Genomic DNA, 19,177 nt, shown 5'->3' on the forward strand with positions numbered 1-19,177 from the left:
CGGCGGTGCACCGGACGGTGCGGTCCGGTCCCGCTGGGAGGGGACCGGACCGCACTCGGGTCAGCTCAGGCTCTCGACGGTCGTACGAACCTTGGCGATGATGTCGTCGGGCATCGGCGCGTAGTCGTTCTCGGCGAGGATCTTCTGACCGTCCTCCGAGGCCGCGTAGCGCAGGAACGCCTTGACGGCGGGCAGGGTGTCGGCCTTGTTGCCCTTGTCGCAGACGATCTCGTAGGTCACCAGGACCATCGGGTAGGCGCCGTCGGCCTTGGTCGCGTAGTTCAGCTGCAGCGCGAGGTCCTTGCCGGTGCCGACGACCTTGGCGTCCGCGATGGCCTTGGTGGCGTTCTCGACGGTCGCCTCGACGGGCTGGGCGGCGCCGGTGTCGATGGCGACGGTCTTGATGCCGTCCTTGGCGTACGACAGCTCGAAGTAGCCGATCGCGCCGGCGGTCTGCTTGACCTGTGCGGCGACCCCGGAGGACTGCGGCGCGGACTGACCGCCCTTGGCCTGCCAGGCCTTGCCGCCCTCGTACGGGAAGTCCTTCTTCGCCGTGGCGATCAGGTACTTGGTGAAGTTGTCCGTGGTGCCGGACTCGTCCGAGCGGTGGAAGGCCTGGATCTTGAGGTTGGGCAGCTTCGCGTCGGGGTTCAGCTTCGCGATCGCCGGGTCGTTCCAGTTGGTGATCTTGCTGTCGAAGATCTTGGCGATCGTCGCGGAGTCCAGGACGAGCTTGTCGACCCCCGGCACGTTGTAGCCGACGGCGATCGGGCCGCCGACCATCGGCAGGTCGATGCCCTGGCCGCCGGAGCAGACCTTCTTGGAGGCCTCGACCTCTTCGGGCTTCAGAGCCGAGTCCGAACCGGCCCAGGGAACCTGGCCCTGCGTGAACGCGGTGACACCGGCGCCGGAACCGCCGGCCTTGTAGTTGATCTCCACCTTGCAGGCCGCCGAGAACTGCTTGACCCACGCGTCGACGGCGTTCTTCTGTGCGGAGGAGCCGTCGGCGAGCACCTGGCCCGAGGCGTCGTCGCACTTGATGTTGCTCGGCGCGGCGGCGTTGGTGGAGCCTCCGTCCGGGTTGCCGGTCTCGTCGGAGCCGCACGCCGTGAGGGCCAGGGCGCCGGAGACGGCGAGAGCACCGAGAGCGAGGGCCCGCCGGTTCATGCGCTGAAGCTTCACTTGAGTTCCTTCCAGGAGCCGCCGTCCTGATCGGCGGCGTGCGAAGTCTGAGTGACGCGGACGCGGTCGCGCTCAGCAGGCGCGGCTCACGTCGGTAAGGCTGAAATTAGGCAGATCAGGTGAAGGCGCCGATGGCCGCACATGAACGAGGGGTGAACCCCTGTCTAAGGCCTGGTGAGGTCACGGAATGCTTACGGGGAGAGCGCGACGGCATTCCGCTTTTGCGGACGAAACGGCACCGTCCGGTCAGCCGGCCGTCCGGGGCAGGTGCACAACGGCGAGCAGCTCGTCGACCAGGGGCCGGTCGTCGGGCCGGGTGAGACGGGCGCGGGCGGCGGCGGGCGCCAGCCACAGGACCCGGTCCACCTCGTCCGTCGGGGAGAACGCGCAGGACACGGCCTCGGCCGCCCAGTAGCGGACGTGCTTGGGACGGCCATTGGCCAGATAACGCTGGTCGGACAGCTCGGCGCCCGGCTCGGCCCGGCAACCCGTCTCCTCCGCCACCTCGCGCAGGGCACCCGCGAGTGCCTCCTCGTCGCGCTTCAGCTTGCCCTTCGGCCAGGACCAGTCGTCGTATTTCGGCCGGTGGACCAGGCAGAGCTGCAACTCGCCGGCGGCGGAACGGCGCCACAGGACGCAGCCGGCCGCCCGGACGGTGGTGTCGGGGGAACCCGGGCTCATCCGGTACTCACCACCTCTTGCTGCCAGCACTGCTGGAACGCGAAGCGCGCCGCCTCCACCTCGTGCCGCTGGTCGGCGTGGAGCACGCCCAGGGCGTACGCCGTGGCGGGGGCGATCCGGGGGGTGCGGGCCGCCTGGGCCGCCGCTGCCGCCGCCTCCGATGCGTCGCGGTGCCGGTTCAGGGCCTTACCGGCGGAGAGCAGGCGCAGGTCGACCACCGCGTTGCCCTTGGGGCCGCTGACGGCCTCGCGGGCGTAGCGGTGCAGACGCAGCAGCAGGCGGACCTGGTGCCACGGGGCGTCCTGCGGGTGCGCGACCGTGTCCGGGGACAGGCCGTGGACGAGGGCCGCGGCGTTGTACGGGTTCCCGGCGGTGACGAGCGGGAGGGCGGCCACGGCGTCGGCGAGGCGGTCCAGGGCGGCGGTGGCGAGGGGGCGCAGGTCGGTGTCGCCGGCGGTCTTGGTGAGGGGGACCTCGCTGGCCAGGACGGCGACCTTGTCCGCGACGGCGTGGAAGCGGCTGCTGCCCAGGGCTTGCAGGGCCGTGGAGTGGGCCCGGGTGCGGGCGAGGGTCAGCTGGCGGTCGAGCAGGGCGCCCGCCTTGGCGGCGCCCACGGTCGGATTGCCGCGTTCCTGGGCGGGGGCGTCGGCCTTGGCGGGCGCCGTCGCGCCCGGCCGTGCACCCGTCTGCGCCGGAAAGGCCGTGGAACCCGACAGGCGGTGCAACGCCGTCAACAGACGCTCCAGCCGGGCCGTGTACGCATGCTCCATCGCCAGCGTCCCCGACACCCAGGCGAGTTCGGGGCGCATCGCCTCGCACCAGTCGGTGTCGAGGAGGGACTGGAACGTGTGCAGGCTGGCGCTGACGCGGCGGGCCGAGCGGCGCAGGGCGCGGGCCGCCTCGGCGGACCCCTCCGAGCCGTTCGCCCCCGTCCCCGTCTCCCGGTGCAGGCGCAGCGCTCGGAGGAACTCCGTGGCCTGGGCCCGCAGATAGCCCGCCAGGGCGTCTCCGGTGGGGGCGGGCCCGGCCAGGGGGCTCGTCGGGTCAAGGTGTCGCTGTGCCACGCCGGCGCCTCCGGGCGTCTATGAGCATCTCCTGGACGTTGCGCAGGGGCTGTCCGTCCGCGTCGGTCGCATGCCGGGTCCAGTCGCCGTCCGGGCCGAGGTGCCAGGAAGCGGTGGAGTCGGACATGCCGGTCTCCAGCAGCCGGTTCAGGGCCGCCCGGTGGGCCGGGTCGGTGACCCGGACCAGGGCCTCTATCCGGCGGTCGAGGTTGCGGTGCATCATGTCGGCGCTGCCGAACCACACCTCGGGCTCGCCGCCGTTGCCGAAGGCGAACACCCGGGAGTGCTCCAGGAAGCGGCCGAGGATCGAGCGGACCCGGATGTTCTCCGACAGGCCCGCCACGCCCGGGCGCACCGCGCAGATGCCGCGCACCCAGATGTCCACCGGCACGCCCGCCTGGGCGGCGCGGTAGCAGGCGTCGATGATGGCCTCGTCGACCATCGAGTTGACCTTGATGCGGACGTACGCGGGGCGCCCCGCACGGTGGTGCTGGACTTCCTTGGTGATCCGCGAGACCAGGCCGTCGCGCAGCGATTTGGGCGCCACGAGCAGCCGGCGGTAGGTCTCCCGGCGGGAGTAGCCGGACAGGCGGTTGAAGAGGTCCGAGAGGTCCGCGCCGACCTGGGGGTCGGCCGTGAGCAGGCCGAGGTCTTCGTAGAGGCGGGCCGTCTTCGGGTGGTAGTTGCCGGTGCCGACGTGGCTGTAGCGGCGGAGCGTCTCGCCCTCCTGGCGGACCACCAGCGACAGCTTGCAGTGGGTTTTCAGGCCGACCAGGCCGTAGACCACGTGGCAGCCGGCCTCCTCCAGTTTGCGTGCCCACTTGATGTTGGCGTGCTCGTCGAAGCGGGCTTTGATCTCGACCAGCACCAGGACCTGCTTGCCGGACTCGGCGGCCTCGATGAGCGCGTCGACTATCGGGGAGTCGCCGGAGGTGCGGTACAGGGTCTGCTTGATCGCGAGGACGTCCGGATCACCGGCCGCCTGCTCCAGGAAGGCCTGGACGGAGGTGGAGAAGGAGTCGTACGGGTGGTGCAGCAGGACGTCCCGCTCGCGCAGCGCGGCGAAGATGTCCGGCGGGGACGCCGACTCGACCTCGGCGAGGTCGCGGTGGGTGCCGGCGACGAACTTGCGGTACTTCAGCTCGGGCCGGTCCAGGGAGGCGATGCGGAACAGGCCGGTGAGGTCCAGCGGGCCGGGCAGCGGGTAGACCTCGGCCTCGCCGATCTTCAGCTCGCGCACCAGCAGGTCCAGGACCTCGCGGTCGATGGACTCCTCGACCTCCAGGCGCACCGGCGGCCCGAAGCGGCGCCGCATGAGCTCCTTCTCCAGGGCCTGGAGGAGGTTCTCGGCGTCGTCCTCCTCGACCTCCAGGTCCTCGTTGCGGGTGAGGCGGAAGGCGTGGTGCTCCAGGACCTCCATGCCCGGGAACAGCTCCTCCAGGTGGGCGGCGATGACGTCCTCGATGGGGACGTAGCGGCCCGGGGAGCTCTCCAGGAAGCGGGACAGCAGCGGCGGCACCTTCACGCGGGCGAAGTGCTTGTGGCCCGTGACCGGGTTCCGTACGACGACGGCCAGATTCAGCGACAGGCCGGAGATGTACGGGAAGGGGTGCGCCGGGTCGACCGCCAGCGGGGTCAGCACGGGGAAGATCTGGTGCCGGAACAGGGTGAACAGGCGGGCCTGCTCCTTCTCCTGCAGTTCGTTCCAGCGGACCAGGTGGATGCCCTCCTCCGCGAGCGCGGGGGCGACGTCCTCGTGGTAGCAGGCGGCGTGCCGGGCCATGAGCTCGCGCGAGCGGGCCCAGATCATCTCCAACACCTCGCGCGGCTGGAGGCCGGAGGCGGAGCGGGTGGCCACGCCGGTGGCGATACGGCGCTTCAGTCCGGCCACCCGGACCATGAAGAACTCGTCCAGGTTGCTGGCGAAGATCGCGAGGAAGTTGGCCCGCTCCAGCAGGGGCGTGTTCGGGTCCTCGGCGAGTTCGAGCACCCGCTCGTTGAACGCGAGCCAGCTGCGCTCCCGGTCGAGGAACCGGCCCTGGGGCAGCTGGGGCCCGTCGTACGGCGATTCCTCGTACGCGTCGAGGTCGGCGTCGATGTCCGGTTCCAGATCGGAGACCGCTGCCGACACCGTGTGCGGGCGGTGGGCTGCGATGGAGCCCACGGAGGGCTGCGCGTGCTGGACCTGTGCCTGGGGCTTCGGCTGGCTCATGGACCCATTCTTCCGCGCCGCGAGCATCACGGGCGCGTCGGACAGCGCGGGCGGGAGCGGGGGTGTCACATGAGTGCTCCCGTTTCCCTCGTGACCCTCGCGGGGCGGGGAAGGCTCTGGCACGGCGGGATTCATTGGCCGAGCTTCGCAAGCTCGTCTGAATCGACGGTTACGGAGACATGACGTGCGGGATAGCGGGGGGCGGCTCGCGGGGGTCCACGGGACCGGGTGAGAGGGCCGGGCGGCTGCCCACAGGCTGTGGACGGCGCTCGGGGGCGCCGCACGTCCGGGAGTGTCCCCGAGGGGCGGGCCGCGCGTCCCTCTCCCCGTGGAGGGACGCGTGGGCCGGTTCAGGGCAGGCGGGGGGTCGGGAGGTGGGAGGCGGCGGGGGCGGTCGCCGTGGTGGGGGTGGTCATGCGGCGGCTCCCGTGCGGTGGCGCAGCAGGGCGAAGGCGATCCCGGCGGCCACGGCGGCGACGGCGACGGTGGCGACGGTGGCGACGGCGGCGACGGTGGCGACGGCGAGGAGGATGCCGGTCTCCCCGAGCTGGAGGGGCCAGAACGAGAAGCGACGGGGAGCTGCTGCGGGCCATGGCCGCGGACGCCGACCGGCGCGCCTTCGAGGAGCTGTACCGGCGCTACGCGCCGTGGCTCCGGGCCCGGTTGCGGGGGCGGTGCGCCGACCTCGGCGTCGTCGACGACGTCGTCCAGGAGACCTTCCTCGCGGTGTGGCGGGGCGCCGCCCGCTACCGGGAGGAGGCGGGTTCCGCGGACGCGGCCGGGTGGTTGTGGCGCATCGGGTCGCGGCGGCTGGTGGACGCGCTGCGGGGCGACGGGGCGCGGGGGCGGCTGCGGCAGGCCCTGGCGCGGTTGCGGCACCGGGACGAGGCGTCGGCGGAGGAACGCGTGCTCGCGGGGGTGGAGCACGGGGACCTCGCCGGCGCCCTGGTCCGGCTCTGTACATGACCGAGGCCCAGACCGAGGTGCTGCGCGCGCTGCTCGACCTGCCCCGCCGTGAGGCCGGCGCACGGGTCAAGGACCGGTGGGACGAACTGACCGCGCCGAAGATCACCGCGGCCCGCGCCGCCGAGCTGCTGGGCCTGCCCGCGCCCGAGGGGGAGGACAAGTGCCTGTGAACCGGCAGCTGGTGCTCGGCGTCCACCGGACGGTGCCGTGGGGAGCGGTGGGTGCGGCCGGGGCGACGGGACTGCTGCTCGCCGCGCTGACCCGGACCGGCGAGACGGCGGAGCGGTTCTCCCTGTACTTGCTGCGGGCCGCGATCCTCGCCTTCGCGGTGGGCCTGGCCTTCCTCCTGGACGACCCGGCCCGGCACACCACGGCCGCCGTGCCGACTCCGCGCCCGGTCCGTATCGCCCTGTGCGTCGCCCTGGCCGTCCCGGCCGCGGCGGCCTGGTGGACGGTGGCGCTGCTGCTCGTGCCGCCGGGCGTGCGGCCCCCGGCCGGCGCCATGACGCTGGAGGCCGGGGCCGCCTTCGCCCTGGCCGTGACCGGCGCGGCGGCCGCGGTGCGCTTCAGCGAGGCCGCCCGGCCCGGACTGCCGGTGGCGGGCGGGCTGCTGACCACAGCCGTCCTGGCCATGCTGTTCTGGCCCGGCCGCTGGCCCCTGTTCGTGCCGGTGCACGACGAGCGGTGGGCGGCGGCGCACGACCGGTGGGCGGTGGTGCTGACGGCGGTGGTACTGCTGGGCGTGCTCTGCGCGCTGGAGCCTCTGCGACGGCGGCTCCCGGGACGGCTGGTTCTCCGGTAGCGCGTCGTACGCCGAGTAGTTGTACAGAACAGCGGAACGGTGCCGTAAGTTCGGATTCTCTCGGCCCTCCGACAACCACCCGTTGTGCCACTAGGCTGCGCCCTGTGGACCTCAAAGCCGTACGCGCCTTCGTCGCCATCGCCGACTCCGGGCAGTTCCAGAAGGCCGCCGTGGACCTCGCCCTCACCCAGCAGGCCGTGTCCAAGCGGATCGCCGCGCTGGAGAAGGACCTCGGGGTGCGGCTGCTGGTCCGTACGCCGCGGGGGGCGGAGCTCACCATCGACGGGCAGGCCCTGCTGCCGCACGCCCGGGTCGTGCTCCAGGCGGAGGAGCGGGCGATGGCCGCCGTGCGTCCCGGGGACCGGGTGCTGAGGGTGGACGTCGTGGGACGCCGGGCCGCCACCGGCGGGCTGGTGCAGCACTTCCACCGGGCGCACCCCGACATCGCCTTGGACGTCGTCACGCTGTTCGACGTGGAGACGGCCGTGACCGCCGTGCGGGACGGGGCCGTCGACGCCACCTTCCGCGCCGTCACCATGCCCGGGCAGCGGCTCCCCGACGGCATCACGGCCACCCCGGTCCTCGACGAGCCGCTCCAGCTGTGCGTCGGCTCCGGCCACGCGTTCGCCCGGGCCGACTGGGTGACACCCGCGCAGCTGGCCGGGCACCGGATCTGGATGCCGGGCAACGTGCCCGGGACCGAGTGGCACGCCTACTACGAGGAATTCGCCGCGGCCTTCGGACCGGCCGTCGACACCATCGGACCCAACTTCGGCCTGGAGGCGCTCCTCGACACGATCGCCGGCTCCCCGACCGTGGCGACCATCCTCAGCGAACGGACCCCGCACGTCTGGCCGGTCGCCCACGACCTGCGGCTCGTCCCGCTGCGGGACCCGGTCCCCGTCTACCCGCACTGCCTGCTCTGGCGCGCGGACAACCCGCATCCCGGCCTGAGTGCTCTGCGTGACTACCTGACGGCGACCCGTCCGCTGCCACCCGAGGGAGAGACCTGGCGTCCGGCGTGGGCGCGACGCCCGCCTAACCGAGCCGCTTCTCCATCAGCGTGAAGGACTTCGGCGCCCCGCCCGGCTGCGGTTTGCCCTCCTTGCGTCCCACCACTCGGTAACCGGCCGCGCGGTAGTACGCGTTGAGCGGGGCGTTCGTCGCCAGGCAGTCCAGGCGCACCGCCGTGCGCCCCGCCGCGGCCACCCGGCGTTCCGCGGCGCCGAGCAGCAGCCGCCCCGTCCCGGGCGCCGCGGCGGTCCGGTCCACCATCAGCCGGTGCACGTATCCGGCCACCGGTGGCTGCGCGCCCCAGGCGTCCTCGTCCTGCCACCACACCTCCCAGGCACCCGCGAGACGCCCGCCGGACTCCCCCAGCCAGACCTCGCCGTCGGCCATGACCCGGCGGAAGTGGTCCTCGTCCAACTCGCCGGGACGCCACTGCCCGGTGATGCCGCGGGCCAGCATCCAGCGGGCCGCGTCGTCGCGGAGCCCGACCAGGGCGGCGAGGTCGGATGCGGCGGCCGGGCGGACACACAGGCCCGGTACCGGAGGTGAGCTCACGTCTCCGTCCGGTACATCAGGTCCACTTCGTGGGTGACGAACCCCAGCCGCTCGTACACCGACACCGCCGCCTTGTTGTCGGCGTCGACGTACAGCATCGCCGTCGGCAGCCCCTGCCCCGCCAGATGCCGCAGCCCGATCGTGGTGAGGGACTTGCCGAGTCCGCCGCCCTGCGCGCCGGGGCCGACGCCGAGGACGTAGACCTCGCCCAGGCCCTCCTCGGTGTGCACCTTGGTCCAGTGGAAGCCGACCAGTTCGTCGCCCCGGAAGGCGAGGAAGAACCCGGCCGGGTCGAACCACGGCTCGGCCTTGCGGTCGTCGAGGTCGCGCTGGGTGAGGGAGCCCTGCTCGGGGTGGTGGGCGAAGGCGGCGGCGTTCACCGCGAGCCAGGCCGCGTCGTCCTGCCCGGGGACGAAGGTGCGCACGGTGACGCCCTCGGGGAGCACCGGGTCGGGCGCGTCGAAGCCGGTCAACGGCCGCCGCATCTGACGCAGTTCACGGAAGAGGCTCAGGCCGAGGACCTGCGCGAGGTGCCGGGCGGCGGAGTGCCCGCCGTGCGCCCACACCCGCAGCCGCTTGCCGGACGCGGCAAGCAGCGCGGACCCGAGCGCCCGTCCGTGCCCGTGTCCGCGATGCCCGGGGTGCACCACCAGCTCGGCGGCCGGCGGCTCCACCGGGTCGGTGTCCTCCAGCTGGGCATAACCGACAAGTTCCCCACCGGCGGTGAGCAGCAGATGGGACACGCCCTCCCGCTCGCCGCCCCGCAACTGCAACCGGCCCTGTTCGGACACCGCCTGCTGCCCGTCGGTCCGGGCCGCCTCGTCGAGCAGTCCGAGCACGGCCTCGGTCTGCTCCGCGGAGAGCGCGGCAAGGGTCTCGATCGAGCGGGGGCGTCCGGGCCATACGGTGTCGTCGCTGGTCATGCGTACGAGGGTACGGGGCACCACCGGCAAAACGGCGGCAAAGAAGCAACCAGGTCGTAACCACGAAACACCTGTCGCGCTACGCGCGTTGACTCTAGGCTGCGCCGGACGACATCACTGTCCCAGCAGACCCTCAGGGGGGCGTATGCCAGCCACTTCACCGGCGCATCCGGAGCGCCGGAGACGCCGTACGAACCGTTTCGTCGCTCTCGCCGCCGGTGTGGTCACCGTCGGCGCACTGGCCGCCGCGGCGTTGCCGGGTTCGGCGACCGCCGGGGAGGACCGCCGCGAGGGCGGGTACGGGCCCGGCCGCTACCAGGACGTGCAGCTGCTGTCCTTCAACGACCTGCACGGCAACCTGGAGCCGCCCGCCGGTTCCTCCGGCCGGGTCACCGAGCACCAGCACGACGGCACGACGAAGACCATCGACGCGGGTGGTGTCGAGTACCTCGCCACGCATCTGCGGCAGGCCCGCACGGGCGAGAAGTACTCCATCACGGCCGCCGGCGGTGACATGGTCGGCGCCTCCCCGCTGATCTCCGGCCTCTTCCACGACGAGCCGACCATCGAGGCGCTGAACAAGCTCGACCTCGACGTCACCTCGGTCGGCAACCACGAGTTCGACGAGGGCGCCAGGGAGCTGGCCCGTCTGCAGAACGGCGGCTGCCACCCGAAGGACGGCTGCTACACGGACGAGGAGTTCACGGGCGCCGACTTCCCCTACCTCGCGGCCAACGTCCTCGACGAGAAGACGAAGAAGCCGATCCTCAAGCCCTACTGGGTGTGGAAGAAGAACGGCGTCAAGGTCGGCTTCATCGGCGTGACCCTGGAGGGCACCCCGGACATCGTCTCCGCCGAGGGCGTCAAGGGCCTGTCCTTCAAGGACGAGGTCGAGACGATCGACAAGTACGCCAAGGTGCTCCAGAAGCAGGGCGTGAAGTCGATCGTCGCCCTCATCCACGAGGGCGGCTTCCCGGCGTCGACGTCGTACAACTACGACTGTGACTCCCCGGGCGCGGGCGACGGCGTCTCCGGACCGATCGTCGACATCGCCAAGAACATCACCCCGCAGGTGGACGCGCTGGTCACCGGCCACACCCACGCCCCGTACGTGTGCACGATCAACGACCCGGCGGGCAAGCCCCGCATGGTCACCTCGGCCGCGTCCTTCGGCCGTCTCTACACGGACACCACGCTGACGTACGACCGCAGGACCGGCGACATCGCCCGTACGGCGGTGAAGTCCGCGAACCGCGTGGTCACCCGGGACGTCCCCAAGGCGCCCGACATGACCGAGCTGATCAGCAAGTGGAACACGCTGGCCGCGCCCATCGGCAACAGGCCGATCGGCTACATCTCCGGCGACATCGGCAACACCGGTACCGAGTCCCCGCTCGGCGACCTCATCGCCGACGCGCAGCTCGCCCACGGCAAGCAGCTCGACCCGGAGACCGACCTGGCGCTGATGAACCCGGGCGGTATCCGCGCGCCGCTGACCTACGCGGCCAAGGCCGGTGAGGGCGACGGCGTCGTCACCTACGCCGAGGGCTTCACGGTCCAGCCGTTCGCCAACACCGTGAACCTCCAGGACTTCACGGGCGCCCAGCTCATTCAGGTGCTCAAGGAGCAGGCGACCGGCCCGAACGCGGCGGCGCCGAAGGTCCTCCAGGTGTCGTCCGGCCTCACCTACACGCTGGACCTCACGAAGTCCGGCGCCGACCGTGTGGTCACGGACTCGGTCAAGCTGAACGGCGCGGCCATCGACCCGGCGGCCACCTACCGCGTCGCGACGAACAGCTTCCTCGCGGGCGGCGGTGACGGCTTCCCGACCCTCGGCCAGGGCACGAACGATGTCGTCGGCGCCGACGACCTGACGGCCCTGGAGCAGTACCTGGCGGCCAACTCCTCGGCGTCGAACCCGATCGCGCCGCCGAAGGCGGACCGCATCACGATCGTGAAGTAAGTCGCATACCAGGGGTTCGAGTTGCGGGTGGGGGAGGTACGCATGATCGGATGGATCGATGCGTACCCCCCACCACGTAGCTGCGCATCCCCGTCCGAACCCGTACGAGGAGCTCGCCGCCCTCGATGACGGGCCTGTGGAGGAGACCCCTCCGGAGGAGTTCCTCGCGAAGGAACCGGATGCGGGCGCCGAGGATGCCTGGACTCCGCCGGACCACCGCCGCGGCGGCAGGCGGCGCAGGAAGAATCGTTTCGCTGGCTTGCCGCTCGCGGTGAAGGCGGTGGTCGGCCTGACCGTCCTCGCCTCCTTCGCCGCCCTCGGCGACCGCTGGGCCGTGCTGTACGCCGAGCACCGCGCCGCGGACACCCTCGAGGCCCGACTCGACCTGGCCGCGGCGCCCGAGGTGGAGATCGGCGGCTTCCCCTTCCTCACCCAGCTCGCCGACAAGCGCCTGGAGTCGGTGAAGGTGACCGTCCCGGACGTCGCCGCCGACCGGGTCTCCCTGGCGAAGGTGTCGGCCACGGCCCACGACGTACGGCTGAACGCCGAGGGTCTCACCTCCGTGCGTGGCGCCCACGTCCCCCGCTTCGACGGGGAGGTCCAGCTGACCTTCGCCGACCTCAACCGTGAACTCGGCGCCTCCCAGGTGACGTTCACCGGCGAGGGCCGGGACCGCGTCCGGGCGGACGGCACCCTGCCCGTCGCCGGGCACGACCTGCGGCTGCGGGCCGAAGCCCGGATCCGGCGGCAGGGCGAGCGGGGCATCACCACCGAGATCGGCAAGATGCGCCTGGACATCGGCGACCTGGCCACCTACCGCCCCGGCACCCGCGCCTCGCAGGGCCTGCACCTGACGCCCAAGGGCAGCGCCGACCTCGCCCGCGAGACCCGCAAGGCCAAGGCGCTGCTGTCGGTCCCGGCCATCGTGCGGCGGATGGGCGTGCCCGAGGCGACTGTGCGCGAGGCGCTGGCCGACGACGGCAAGCTCGCCGAGCTGTCCGGCTCCCCGCGCTTCGCCCGCCAGGCCGCCCGCCTCAACCTCATCGACCTGGCCCTGGACAACCCCGGCGTCATGCGCCGGCTGGGCCTCGACCCCGAACTGATCGACTCCCTGGCGGGTTTGACCCGCCCGGTGCTGGCCGACCGGCTGTCCCTGGCGTTCGAACTGCCCGAGCCGGAGCAGGGGAACGTGCGGCTGCGGGACGTGCGGGTCCAGGAGGACGGCATCCGGGTGCGGGTGTCGGGATCGGGGCTGAACGTGGGCTCCTAGCCTGGGTTCTTGATGAAATTTGGTGTGCAGATGTGTTGACCCCTGTTCGAGTTCTCTTCTAGTTTGCGGGAGCCAACGAGCCGCCGATCTGTACGCGAGGTTCGCTCGAACGTACTGCGCAGAAGGGGACGTCGTGTCACGAAAGACTCACCGGGGGACAGCCGGACTGGGGGCGCTGCTCGCCTGCGCCACGGCATTCGGCGGGGCCCTGGCCTCCCCCGCGGCCGCATCCCCCGCCACCCCGCCGCCCGTCAGCGACTTCAAGGGCGTCAACTGGGCCGACCCGCGCGACAACTACGCCCATGACGCGGTCGTGCCCTCGGGCCTGTCCACCTCCGACGGCTACGCCACCACCTACGCCAAGTCCAAGGCGATCATCGGCGGGTTCTCCAAGCTGGGTGCCAACACCGTCCGCCTGCCGGTCAATCCGACCTCCGTGAACGGCCCGTTCTGGAAGTCGTACCGGGGCGCGATCGACGCCGCCACCGCCAAGGGCTTCAAGGTCATCCTGGGCTACTGGGAGGCCGACAACGCCAAGGACGGCAAGATCGACGACCAGGCCTCCTGGAACCGGATGTGGGCGCGGATCACCGCCGCCTACGCCCGCAACCCCAAGGTGTACTTCGAGCCGATGAACGAGCCGTTCGGCTACACCGCCCAGGAGTGGACCGACATCGCCGCGAAGTGGGTGAGGACCCACGGTGACGTCCCCCGCGACCGGATCCTGATCGGCGGCTACAAGTACAGCGAGGACGTCAAGCCGGTCTGCGCCGACCCGCGGCTGAAGGGCACGCGCCTGGCCCTGCACAACTACGGCTTCTGGCACACCGACTGGACCAGCGTCGAGCAGTGGAAGCAGGACTTCAAGAGCCGCATCGGCGACTGCGCCTCGCGCACGATCCTCGACGAGTTCGGCGCCTCCATGACCACCGGCCTGGACTACAACGGCCCGGTGGGCACTTCCAACGAGGTCGCCTACATCCAGGCCGCGACCGAGACCATCCGGGAGCTGGGCCTGGGCTCGGTCTACTGGCCCGGCCTGCGCAGCGGTGACACCTACTCCCTCACCACACTCCAGGGCACGGGCACGAAACTCAGCCTGTCGGTGAACAACCAGAGCGGCCTGGACCGGCTGCACTACGCCTGGAAGCAGTAACCCCTACCGGATTGATGGTGGCCCTTCCGGGTCCGGCGCCGCTCGTCAGCCGGACCCGGAAGGGAGCCGTTCAGGACGCCGAAGGCGTCCAGCCCGCGAGCCAGTCCGCGACCTCCTGGTTCGCGGCCTGCGCGGCGGTCAGATGAGGACGGTTGGTGCTCGCCGGACCCGCACCGGGGCCGTAGTTGCCGTACTCGGCGAACCGGTCGTCCTTCCACGAGAAGCCGCTCATGTCGGTCCACGGCGTGGACTTGATCGCGGCGCTGAGGTTGGTGTTGCGGACGGTGGTCTGCGGGTCGAGGGTGGCGTCCCCGCCCGCGTGCCAGGGTCGGCCGAGGTAGAAGGTCCCGGCCGAGACATCGCCGTTCACCGTGGAGTTGGCGATCAGGATGCCCTTGCGGTTCGCGGCGGTGCTCGGCGCGGTGATGTACCCGGCCGAGGTGCCGTTCCAGCGCTTCTTCAGCGTGATGACGGACTTGTCGACGACGGCCGTGGCCCGGCCGAAGATGAAGTCGACGTTGCCGATGACGTAGGAGTTGGCGGCGTACACCCGGCCCAGCCGGTCCTTCGACGCGGTGTCGAGCAGCAGGGTGTCCTGGTCGCCGCTGACGATGATCCCGTCCAGGAACACCTTGTCGGCGGCGGTGCGCAGCGCGACGGCCTGCTGGTCCTTGATGCCCTGGTTGGCCTTCTCGTCGAAGTCGTTGGAGATGGTCAGGTTGCGGGCCTGGAAGTCGTCCGCCTCGACGGCGACGGTGGCGCTGCCGCCCGTGCCGTACGTGCCGCCGCCGGGCTTCGGCGTGCCGGAGGCGTTGCTGTAGACGATCGTCGTGTCCTTACGGCTCCCGCCGGTGCCCTGGATGGTGACGTGCGGCTTGTTGGAGGGCACCTTCACCAGTTCCCGGTACGTCCCCGGCTTCACGGCGATCACCACACGCGACGGGTTGTTCGCCGGCACGGCGTTCACGGCGGCCTGCACGGTGCGGTACTGGCCGCTGCCGTCCTGGGCGACGGTGAGGGTCGTGGCCGCCGCGGCCTTGGTGGAGGCGGCGGATGCGCCGATGGACGTGCGCGGTCCCGCCTGGGACTTCAGGAGCGCGGGAAGGGCTTCGGCCTTGTCGAGGGTGTAGGAGTAGTACGTCTTCGGGTCGAAGGCGCTCCCGCCGGACTCGTTGCGCCCGCTGGTGCCGGAGAAGACGTTGCCGCGCTGCACGATCGCGGCGCCGCCGTCCTTGATGACGGGGTTGTTGACGCCCTGGAAGAGGGAGTTCTCGAGCACCATCTTCGTGCCGCCGCGCGAGTAGTTCCCGTACGACGACTTGATGCCGGTGCCCGGGGCGTCCTCCAGGAAGTTGTTGTAGAGGTGCGCGTGGGCGGCGTTGTCCGTGGAGGGGTTGCGCTGCTCGGTCTCGCGGATCCAGTTGTGGTGGATCGTGATGTCGGTCTTGACGTTCTCGGTCCAGCCGATGCCGAAGGTCTTGTTGTTGTCGCTGAGCTTGTTCCAGGACACGGTGACGTTCGTACTGTCCTTGCGGACGTCGATGAGCCCGTCGGCCATGTGCCGCAGATCGTTGTGGTCGATCCAGACATGATGGGCGCCGTCCATCTGGATCGCGTCGAAGTCGTGGTCCTTGTCGTTCCAGATGCCCTGGTACGCGTCCCGGATGGTCAGGTTCCGGATGATCACGTTGTGCACGCCCTGGCCGAGGAAGAACCCGCCTCCGACGATGTGCCCCGAGGTCCCCTGCCCCACGATGGTCTTGTCGGACCGGACCTTGATCTCTTTGCCGACCGGGTTCATCGTGATGGTCCCGGCGACCACGATGACGTAGGGCTCGGCGGCGGTCGCGTACTTCTCCAGGTCCGCGAGGGTCTTGACGGTGACGGTTTTCCCGCCCCGGCCGCCGTACGTCCCGTTCTGCCCGAGGGAGTTGACGGAGGCGAACCCGTCGGCGGTGTCGGCGGCCCAGGCGGGCGCGGCGGTGGCGGCGGAGGCCTGCCGGGCGGTGGAGCCGAGGACGCCGAGATCGGTGCCGTAGGCGAGGGTACCGGCGGCGGTCAGGGCCAGGGGGACCCCGACCGCCAGGGCGGTACGGCTTCTGCGGCGACGGTGCTGGGCCTTGCTGCGCGGCTCACTCATACGGCGATCCGTTCCGTGTGGGGGAATGACCGCTGATGAGTCGCCGCTCCCTGCGGAAAGGTTGCCGGGTCAGCCACGATCGTGTGACGCGTATCCGCCGGGAGTCGTCACGGTGGACATCGACTCCCCCGGGATGCTCGGCTTCCACTGACCCGTCACGCGTCCTGCCCCGGGATGCGCTCGCCCCGGCTGACCGCGACACGCAGCACGTCTCCCAGCGACTCCAAGGTCCTGACCAACGCGAAACGCACGGCGCGTTCCCCGGCCTCGGTGTCGCGGAGCACGGCCTCGGCGCCGGCCAGGACCTGTCCAGCGGAGGCGAGTTGCGCGGCCTCGATGTCGTCGGCGAGCCGCGAGAGCAGGCTGTCGGGGTTGTCGGTACTGAGGTAGCAGGGCTTGCCGCCGGGGCCGGCCCAGGGGAGCAGCCTCATGCGTAGACCTCCAGGGCGTGCAGGTACGGCCGGACGAGGGGGGTGTCCATTTCCAGGGGTTCCGCGGGGAGAGGCCGGGGGCGGCGCACCGGTGGGGGCATGGGTCGCGGTGGGGGAGGCGCGGTGGCCCGATGCCGCCCCCGGGCGGGCAGCAGGAGCCGTACGAGGGCGAGCAGGAGCGACTCGCAGAGTTCGGCGATACGCAGGCGCACGGAAGCGTCCCTTCTCAGGGCAGGGGGAAGGCAGGGTGTGACGAGCGGTGATCACCGTTCGTGCCCTCATCGTCACCGCATGCCCCTACGCTGCGGAAGGGGCCAGGCGTTGCCTGGGGGCTCAGACAACGGTGAGGGGTGACGTGGGGGAAATGGTTGACGGGGGCCGGGCCGTCCTGGGTCGGACGCTGAGGTTTCTTCGGGAGCAAGCGGGCAAGTCACTGGGGCAGTTGGCCGAGGACACCGGCTACGACAAGAGCTACTTGAGCCGCCTGGAGTCAGGCGAGCGGCTGTCCAAGCTGGCGGTCATGGAGGACCTGGACAGCTATTACGGGTGCGGTGACCTGCTGGTTCGTGAATGGCGGGAGGCGCGCAGGGAGGTCATCAAGGACAAGTACAAGGGCTTCATGGACCTTGAGGCGACGGCGCAGGTCATGTGGATGTTCCAGTTGCGCGTGCCGGGCCTCCTGCAGACCGAGGACTACGCCCGAGCGGTGTTGTCAGGGTTGTCTGGCGCCCAGACAACGGCAGGCAACAGCGAGGAAGTCGAGGAGCAGGTGGCTGCGCGGATGGGGCGACAGGAGTTGCTCCACCGCGCGTCGGCGCCGAGCGTGCGCGTGATCCTGGATGAAGGGGCGGTGCGGCGGCCCGTTCCCGACGCGAAGGTGTGGACCGACCAGCTCTCGCACCTGGTGGATGCGGCGGAGATGCCGAATGTCGCAATTCAGGTGCTGCCCTACATGGCCGGTGTGCACGACCTTATGAACAGTGACCTCATCCTGCTGTGGCAGCGCGCCGGTGACCCCGTCGCCTACGTGGAGGGCAACGGTTTCGGCGAGCTGATCCAGGATCCGGACAAGGTGCTTGCCTATCGCCTGTCCTACGATCTCGTCAGGGATGCGGCGCTGAGCCCGGCGGAGTCGACAGCGTTTCTCAAGTGCCTCTTGGAGGAGTGCAGACCATGAACCGAACCCCGGACCTCACCACCGTCGTGTGGCGCAAGTCGTCCTACAGCGACGGCGGAGCCTCGAACTGCCTCGAGATCGCCGCCAACTGCCCCGGAACAGCTCCGGTCCGCGACAGCAAGCGGCCCGACGGTCCGATACTCGTGTTCGGCGCGAGCCCCTGGGCGTCGTTCCTCGCCTACGTCAAGAAGTAGGAGGATCCTCCGGCGGTGGCACCGCCGCCCCCGGCAGCCGTACCGTCGCCACCGTGCCGCCGCCCTCGGCGTGGGACAGGGACACCTCGCCCCCCGCCTGCTGCACCGTGCGTGCCACGATGGACAGGCCCAGGCCCGACCCCGGCAGCGCCCGCGCACTCGGTGAGCGCCAGAAACGGTCGAAGACGTGGGGGAGTTCGTCGGCGGGGATGCCCGGGCCGTGGTCGCGCACGGTGAGGACACCCTCGGACAGGCGGACCTCGATCGTGCCGCCCTCGGGGCTGAACTTCACCGCGTTGTCCAGGACGTTGACCACCGCCCGCTCCAGGGAGGAGGGTTCCGCTCGGACGAACCAGGGCTCGATGTCCGCCGTGATCGTCAGCTCCGGCCCCCGCAGCCGGGCCCGCCGCAGCGCCGACTCGACCGTGTCCTGCCAGGCGACGATCTGGGTCCGGCCGGAGTGCTGGCCGGTGTCGGGGCGGGACAGCTCCTGGAGGTCGCCGATGAGCGCGGCCAGCTCCGTCATCTGGGCCTTCACCGACGCGAGCAGCGCCTTGCGGTCCGCCTCGGGGATGGGGCGGCCCGTTTCCTCGCTGCGGGTGAGGAGTTCGATGTTGGTACGCAGGGAGGTGAGCGGCGTGCGCAGTTCGTGCCCCGCGTCTGCGATCAGTTGCTGCTGGAGGTCGCGCGAGCTGGCCAGGGCCGAGGTCATGGCGTTGAAGGAGTGGGACAGCCGGGCGATCTCGTCCTCGCTGTCGTCCTCCACGGGGATGCGGATGTTCAGGTCCTCCGTGCGGGCCACGTGCTCGACGGCGTCCGTCAGCTTGTCGACGGGGCGCAGCCCGGCCCGGGCGACCGCGAGGCCGGCCGCTCCGGCGCCGAGCACTCCCACGCCGGAGACCAGCAGGAGGATCAGCGCCAGTTCGTTGAGCGTGGACTGCGTTCCCTTGAGCGGCAGGGCGATGACGAGGGAGTAGTCGGCGGCGACGCCCGGGGGCAGGTCCTCGTCCTTGATGACGACCGCCGTCGTCAGGACGCGCAGCTTGTTTCCGTGGTCGTCCGTGCCGTCGCGGATGCGGCCCTCGTTCGGGTCGGGGTTCCTGGCCACGGCCTTGTCGTCGCCGGTGACGCGCACCTGGGTCGTGGAGCTCGGGAAGAGACACAGCTTGCCGTCGACGCGGACCAGTTGCCCGTAGGTCTTGGGCCGTGAGCCTATGCCCAGCGAGTCGGAAGGCGTCTGAAGGCACTCGTGGGTGAGCGCCTGGAACTCACCCGGACGCAAGGGTGCGACCGACGACTTCAGGTCGTTGTCGATCTCGTCGTACAACTTCCCCTGCACGAGGAACCAGCAGGTCACCGACACCGCCGCCACCGCGAACGCCACTGCCGCCGCCACCAGCAACGCCAGTCGGGAGCGGATCGGCAGGGAGCGGAACCGCCGTACGACCAT

Annotated in this window: 18 protein-coding genes and 1 pseudogene; 9 read left to right on the forward strand and 10 right to left on the reverse strand. The window is 71.1% G+C overall.

The features are described from left to right. Positions 1–60 precede the first annotated feature (60 nt). The 4 genes from pstS to ACIQHQ_RS11240 all read right to left on the reverse strand — a co-directional run bounded on the left by pstS (position 61) and on the right by ACIQHQ_RS11240 (position 5,139). Entirely contained in the window at positions 61–1,182 is a 1,122-nt protein-coding gene (gene pstS / locus ACIQHQ_RS11225; protein WP_402611681.1) for a phosphate ABC transporter substrate-binding protein PstS, read from the reverse strand. 246 nt (positions 1,183–1,428) lie between these two features. Beyond that, positions 1,429–1,863, reverse strand: coding sequence for an NUDIX hydrolase (locus ACIQHQ_RS11230; protein ID WP_402611682.1), 435 nt, complete (start codon positions 1,861–1,863; stop codon positions 1,429–1,431). After that, positions 1,860–2,927, reverse strand: coding sequence for a CHAD domain-containing protein (locus ACIQHQ_RS11235; RefSeq protein ID WP_402611683.1), 1,068 nt, complete (start codon positions 2,925–2,927; stop codon positions 1,860–1,862). Before ACIQHQ_RS11235 ends, ACIQHQ_RS11230 begins: the two co-directional genes overlap by 4 nt. Continuing rightward, positions 2,908–5,139 carry an RNA degradosome polyphosphate kinase gene (locus tag ACIQHQ_RS11240; protein WP_402611684.1) on the reverse strand — a complete coding sequence of 744 codons (2,232 nt, stop codon included), beginning with the start codon at positions 5,137–5,139 and terminating at the stop codon, positions 2,908–2,910. Before ACIQHQ_RS11240 ends, ACIQHQ_RS11235 begins: the two co-directional genes overlap by 20 nt. Before the next feature lie 591 nt (positions 5,140–5,730). On the opposite strand from ACIQHQ_RS11240, the pseudogene ACIQHQ_RS11245 reads away from it, so the two are divergent. The 4 genes and pseudogenes from ACIQHQ_RS11245 to ACIQHQ_RS11260 all read left to right on the forward strand — a co-directional run. Continuing rightward, positions 5,731–6,096 (forward strand): annotated as a pseudogene (locus ACIQHQ_RS11245) (RNA polymerase sigma factor); the annotation flags it as partial. Positions 6,097–6,101: 5 nt separating this feature from the next. Next, a complete protein-coding gene (locus ACIQHQ_RS11250; protein WP_402611685.1) occupies positions 6,102–6,275 on the forward strand; it encodes a hypothetical protein in 174 nt (57 codons plus the stop codon). Then, a complete protein-coding gene (locus ACIQHQ_RS11255) occupies positions 6,266–6,907 on the forward strand; it encodes an ABC transporter (protein WP_402611686.1) in 642 nt (213 codons plus the stop codon). The genes ACIQHQ_RS11250 and ACIQHQ_RS11255 overlap by 10 nt, the downstream gene beginning before the upstream one ends. Before the next feature lie 104 nt (positions 6,908–7,011). Next, positions 7,012–7,974, forward strand: coding sequence for a LysR family transcriptional regulator (locus ACIQHQ_RS11260; protein ID WP_402611687.1), 963 nt, complete (start codon positions 7,012–7,014; stop codon positions 7,972–7,974). On the opposite strand, the gene ACIQHQ_RS11265 is transcribed toward ACIQHQ_RS11260, so the two are convergent. Together ACIQHQ_RS11265 and mshD are read right to left on the reverse strand one after the other, a co-directional pair. After that, positions 7,946–8,473, reverse strand: coding sequence for a GNAT family N-acetyltransferase (locus tag ACIQHQ_RS11265; protein WP_402611688.1), 528 nt, complete (start codon positions 8,471–8,473; stop codon positions 7,946–7,948). The genes ACIQHQ_RS11260 and ACIQHQ_RS11265 overlap by 29 nt on opposite strands. Then, positions 8,470–9,396 carry a mycothiol synthase gene (mshD, locus tag ACIQHQ_RS11270; protein WP_402611689.1) on the reverse strand — a complete coding sequence of 309 codons (927 nt, stop codon included), beginning with the start codon at positions 9,394–9,396 and terminating at the stop codon, positions 8,470–8,472. Before mshD ends, ACIQHQ_RS11265 begins: the two co-directional genes overlap by 4 nt. A gap of 145 nt (positions 9,397–9,541) precedes the next feature. On the opposite strand from mshD, the gene ACIQHQ_RS11275 reads away from it, so the two are divergent. The 3 genes from ACIQHQ_RS11275 to ACIQHQ_RS11285 all read left to right on the forward strand — a co-directional run bounded on the left by ACIQHQ_RS11275 (position 9,542) and on the right by ACIQHQ_RS11285 (position 13,785). Next, a complete protein-coding gene (locus ACIQHQ_RS11275) occupies positions 9,542–11,359 on the forward strand; it encodes a bifunctional metallophosphatase/5'-nucleotidase (protein ID WP_402611690.1) in 1,818 nt (605 codons plus the stop codon). A gap of 58 nt (positions 11,360–11,417) precedes the next feature. Continuing rightward, positions 11,418–12,629: a DUF2993 domain-containing protein gene (locus ACIQHQ_RS11280; RefSeq protein WP_402611691.1), complete on the forward strand. Its 1,212-nt coding sequence runs from the start codon at positions 11,418–11,420 to the stop codon at positions 12,627–12,629. 133 nt (positions 12,630–12,762) lie between these two features. Next, on the forward strand, positions 12,763–13,785 hold the full coding sequence (locus tag ACIQHQ_RS11285) for a glycoside hydrolase family 5 protein (protein WP_402611692.1): 1,023 nt from the start codon (positions 12,763–12,765) through the stop codon (positions 13,783–13,785). Positions 13,786–13,855: 70 nt separating this feature from the next. Here ACIQHQ_RS11285 and ACIQHQ_RS11290 read toward each other — a convergent pair whose 3' ends face one another. The 3 genes from ACIQHQ_RS11290 to ACIQHQ_RS11300 form a co-directional block, all read right to left on the reverse strand. Continuing rightward, positions 13,856–15,925, reverse strand: a complete 2,070-nt coding sequence (locus tag ACIQHQ_RS11290; protein ID WP_402611693.1) for a pectinesterase family protein — start codon at positions 15,923–15,925, stop codon at positions 13,856–13,858. 155 nt (positions 15,926–16,080) lie between these two features. Next, positions 16,081–16,356, reverse strand: a complete 276-nt coding sequence (locus ACIQHQ_RS11295; protein WP_402611694.1) for a hypothetical protein — start codon at positions 16,354–16,356, stop codon at positions 16,081–16,083. Next, entirely contained in the window at positions 16,353–16,568 is a 216-nt protein-coding gene (locus ACIQHQ_RS11300) for a hypothetical protein (protein WP_402611695.1), read from the reverse strand. Before ACIQHQ_RS11300 ends, ACIQHQ_RS11295 begins: the two co-directional genes overlap by 4 nt. 152 nt (positions 16,569–16,720) lie before the next feature. Between ACIQHQ_RS11300 and ACIQHQ_RS11305 the strand changes: the two genes are divergently transcribed. Continuing rightward, complete coding sequence (locus tag ACIQHQ_RS11305; RefSeq protein ID WP_402612165.1) at positions 16,721–17,533, forward strand: helix-turn-helix domain-containing protein; 813 nt, start codon at positions 16,721–16,723, stop codon at positions 17,531–17,533. Beyond that, entirely contained in the window at positions 17,530–17,727 is a 198-nt protein-coding gene (locus ACIQHQ_RS11310) for a DUF397 domain-containing protein (protein WP_402611696.1), read from the forward strand. The genes ACIQHQ_RS11305 and ACIQHQ_RS11310 overlap by 4 nt, the downstream gene beginning before the upstream one ends. Here the strand turns inward: ACIQHQ_RS11310 and ACIQHQ_RS11315 are convergent. Next, positions 17,717–19,177, reverse strand: coding sequence for a sensor histidine kinase (locus ACIQHQ_RS11315; RefSeq protein ID WP_402612166.1), 1,461 nt, complete (start codon positions 19,175–19,177; stop codon positions 17,717–17,719). The two genes, ACIQHQ_RS11310 and ACIQHQ_RS11315, sit on opposite strands and share 11 nt — an antisense overlap.

It is taken from the genome of Streptomyces sp. NPDC092370 (genome assembly GCF_044755265.1).
Lineage (GTDB): Bacteria > Actinomycetota > Actinomycetes > Streptomycetales > Streptomycetaceae > Streptomyces.